Origin of the sequence: Binatus sp. (SeqCode) (assembly GCF_036522015.1) — a bacterium.
Classification (GTDB): Bacteria; Desulfobacterota; Binatia; order Binatales; family Binataceae; genus Binatus.
Genome location: NZ_DATDGQ010000322.1, coordinates 1 through 3330, shown reverse-complemented (window position 1 = coordinate 3330; position 3330 = coordinate 1). Strand labels below are relative to the sequence as shown.

Annotated in this window: 3 protein-coding genes and 1 pseudogene; 1 reads left to right on the top strand and 3 read right to left on the bottom strand. The window is 61.8% G+C overall.

All coding sequences use genetic code 11. From position 1 onward, the window contains the following. Positions 1-734: pseudogene (locus tag VIW95_RS13640) on the top strand (hopanoid C-3 methylase HpnR); the annotation flags it as partial. A gap of 331 nt (positions 735-1065) precedes the next feature. Here VIW95_RS13640 and VIW95_RS13635 read toward each other — a convergent pair. The 3 genes from VIW95_RS13635 to VIW95_RS13625 all read right to left on the bottom strand — a co-directional run bounded on the left by VIW95_RS13635 (position 1066) and on the right by VIW95_RS13625 (position 3250). Further along, on the bottom strand, positions 1066-1485 hold the full coding sequence (locus VIW95_RS13635) for a hypothetical protein (protein WP_331587414.1): 420 nt from the start codon (positions 1483-1485) through the stop codon (positions 1066-1068). A 64-nt stretch (positions 1486-1549) separates the two neighbouring features. Beyond that, positions 1550-2338, bottom strand: coding sequence for a kanamycin nucleotidyltransferase C-terminal domain-containing protein (locus VIW95_RS13630; RefSeq protein WP_331587411.1), 789 nt, complete (start codon positions 2336-2338; stop codon positions 1550-1552). 6 nt (positions 2339-2344) lie between these two features. Further along, entirely contained in the window at positions 2345-3250 is a 906-nt protein-coding gene (locus VIW95_RS13625; protein ID WP_331587409.1) for a transglutaminase-like domain-containing protein, read from the bottom strand. Between the last annotated feature and the right edge of the window lie 80 nt (positions 3251-3330).

The following is a 3330-nucleotide window of genomic DNA, read 5'->3' as shown; positions in this document are numbered from 1 at the left end:
AGTACTACCTCGAGACTCGCGCCGACGTGCTGTGCCGCAATCCGGAGGTGTTCCGCTACTGGCGCAAGCTCGGCATGGAGTACATGTTCCTCGGCCTCGAGGCGATCGACGAAGAGGGACTGAAGCTGCATCGCAAGCGCTCGTCGATGGGCGTGAACTTCAAGGCGCTCGAAGTGGCGCGTGAGATCGGACTGACGGTCGCGGTCAATCTGATCGCGGACCCGTCATGGGACGAGAAGCGCTTCGAGGTGATTCGCGAATGGGCGATGAGCATCCCGGAGATCGTTCATCTGACGGTGGCGACGCCGTATCCGGGCACCGAGCTGTGGTTCACGGAATCGCGCAAGCTGACGACGTTCGACTACCGGCTCTACGACATCCAGCACGCGGTGCTGCCGACCAAGCTGCCGCTGCTGCAATTTTACCAGGAGCTGGTGAAGACGCAGGATGTGTTGAATCGCAAGCACCTGGGGTTCGCGGCGCTGAAGTCTGTCGCGTCGATCGCGGGCAAGCTCGCGCTCAAGGGGCAGACCAACTTCATCAAGATGCTGTGGAAGTTCAACAGCGTGTACAATCCGGACCGGCAGCTGGCCGAACACGCGCGCGAAGTGAAATACGCGATGCGCCCGCCGTCGATGCATACCGACGGACGTCCAGCAGCGGACAAGCTGTACATACATATGCCGAAGCCGTCGCGTCCAGCGGCCCCGGCGCCCGCAGCGGGCGGCAGGTGAAGCGGGAGGATAGGTGCCGGGCCTCGGCCAAAGCGGCCGCGCTAGCGGGGGAACTTGATTGATCTCCCGCAGCGCAAGCTCCACAAACGTGGTGCGGCGCGCCGATTGGAGTGATGCTGGAGGCGCGGCCTCGCTCTGACAAGAAGCGTTTGGATGGACGCCGTGCACGCCGGAGGCGGAATCTTGAATCGCGCGCGACCTCACCCCTAACCCCTCTCCCTTCAGGAGAGGGGAACCAGAAGGAGCGCGCTGAATAAGGTCCCTCACCTTCGATCCTCTCCCTTTGGGAGAGGGGAAGAAGGCGATCGCGCCCGCTATGCAAAAGGTCGCCTTACCCGGCGAGGGGAAGAGTTCGTGGCGTAGCTTCCATTGCGGTCTTGGCGCTGATCGCGTCCAGGACTCCCAGTGCGATAAGTCGGTACGCCGCGTTTTCGATTGCGCCGGGATAGTCGCGGGTGGGCGGGCCGGGGCAGAGCTCGGCGTTCCATAGCAGCATTTCGATTGGTGAGAGATGGGAGACCTCGTCGAGGCTTGGCTCGAAGGGCAAGTCGAAGGTCATCGTCCATCCGGTCGGCTCCACGAGCCTTAACCACGCGTAAGTCAGAGTGTCGATTGAGTTGTCCGCGGTTTTGAATCGCCAGATTCGGCCGCATCCGCGGCATCGGCGCAGGCGCACGTCCTCAAATATTTGGCGCGGATCGAAATTGTGGCCGAGGCATTCCAGCGTCGATTGTGTAACTGCGAGGTTCATTCGGATTTGCGCCGAGGAGATCAGATCGCGATTTATCAAGCGAAGCTGCCAAAGTCACGTCGCTCTAGAACGGCCATCTGAGGCTTGGCGACAGGTCGAGGCCCTCGCAATCGATCCATTCGGCCACGCCTTGCCAATGGCGTTCGAGCGTAACGGCAACTTGCTTCGAGTCCGCGAGGTCGCCTGACATTACCATTCGGCAAAGTTCGTCGTGACCCTCGGGGCGCCCGGCCAGCTGCATCGACTCAGCCAGATCGAGCCCTGCTGCGGTGTAGATCTTGCGGCGGGCAAGACCAAGCAACAGGGCGCTCATGAGCGCGGTGCGGCAGGCGCGCGACGCCAGCTTGACGAAATCGCCGGTGGCAACCGCGTTCCGCACTTTGCCGATTCCTTCGTACAGTTCATCGACGATGATCCCGCGCTCGGCCTGCGCGAAAGTTTCATCGGGATGTGCGAACACCAGGTCGTGCAGCTCGCTGAAGAACCGCTGGTCACCCCGAAGCCGCTGCGGATAGGCGAATTCCGCGTGCGTGACGGACCATCCTTCATCAACCGTCGCAGCTTTGCCGCGGATCACGTCCTCGCCGAACAACGCAACCTCGGCTTTGCCATCACCGTGAATCCACTCGTAGCGACGGTCTTCACCGAGCTGATCGATCACACAGAACATTTCGATATCCGAGTAAGTTCCGTCGGTGCCTCGGCCGGTCGAGCCGTAGAGTCCGATCGCAACAACGTGATCACGATGTGTTTCGAGCAGGCGCGCGACGATCGAATCAACCACGACAAGCCGCGCGGCGCGGGCCAGCGGTCGCGGGCCGGACGAGAAGCGAGGCAACTTTTCGTCGGCCACTAGCGTTCAGCTCGCGACATTCTCGGGGGCGTTGCGGAGCGCGTTGAAGACGACTGGCGGTACGCGCAGGCGATCGTCGGACTCGTAGATTGCGCGCATGTCGCCGAACGCGTCGTCACCTGCGAGCGTCAGCGCTGCGACGCGATCGAGCAGCGCCTTTTTCTCGTCGGTCAAGCCCGCGTCGTTCAGATCCATAAGTCCCCAAACGTCCCACGGCAGCATTTCCATTCGATTGAGCGAGGCTAGATCGCGCAACACGTTGCCGGCGACGAACCACAGCCCTTGCAGGTGGGCGTGAGTGAGCCCGAAGTTACTCGGATCGGCGAGACCGGAGCGGCACATCTGCCACGCATCGCCGGCGATGATGAACTTGTTGCGCGGCGTGTCGAGCGGCTTGAAATCGATGTGGAGCGCATTGCGCTGAATCGCGTCAAGCTGCGCGTCCACCAGGATCCATCGCTTCTGGCCGGCGTTCCAATATTCGCAAACCCAATGGTCTTCGAACTTGCCAGGCGTGAAGTAAGCGCCGAAGCCACATCGCGGACGCGCCGGAATTCCCTGCGCGCGCAGGATCGAACAGAGCATCAGCGAGAAATGACGACAGACGCTTGGCAGGCGGTGACCGACGTCGCGCGCAGTCGTTAAAGGCCGCGAGTCGAGCTCGTGAATCCGCGTCAGCATCTGCGCCATCGGACGAATATGACCATCGTCGCGCTGCTGTTCGGTCAGCGTGATGCCGTAGAGCCAGGGCGCGATGTCGCGGTGGATCAGTGCGCCTTGTACGACTTCGCACAGCGATGCGAGGTCCGTGGGCAGCTCGCGCATTTCGTCCGCGTGCGTTCCCAGAGCCGTCATGGGGCCGTCGTGCTTGTAATATTCCTGCGGATTTTCCATCTTTCCAACTCCCTTCATGCTTTGAATGAGGCCATCTGATCGGCGAGCGCCTTTTTAAAGGCAGGGCGTTCCTCGCAGCGCGCCAGATACGGCGCCAG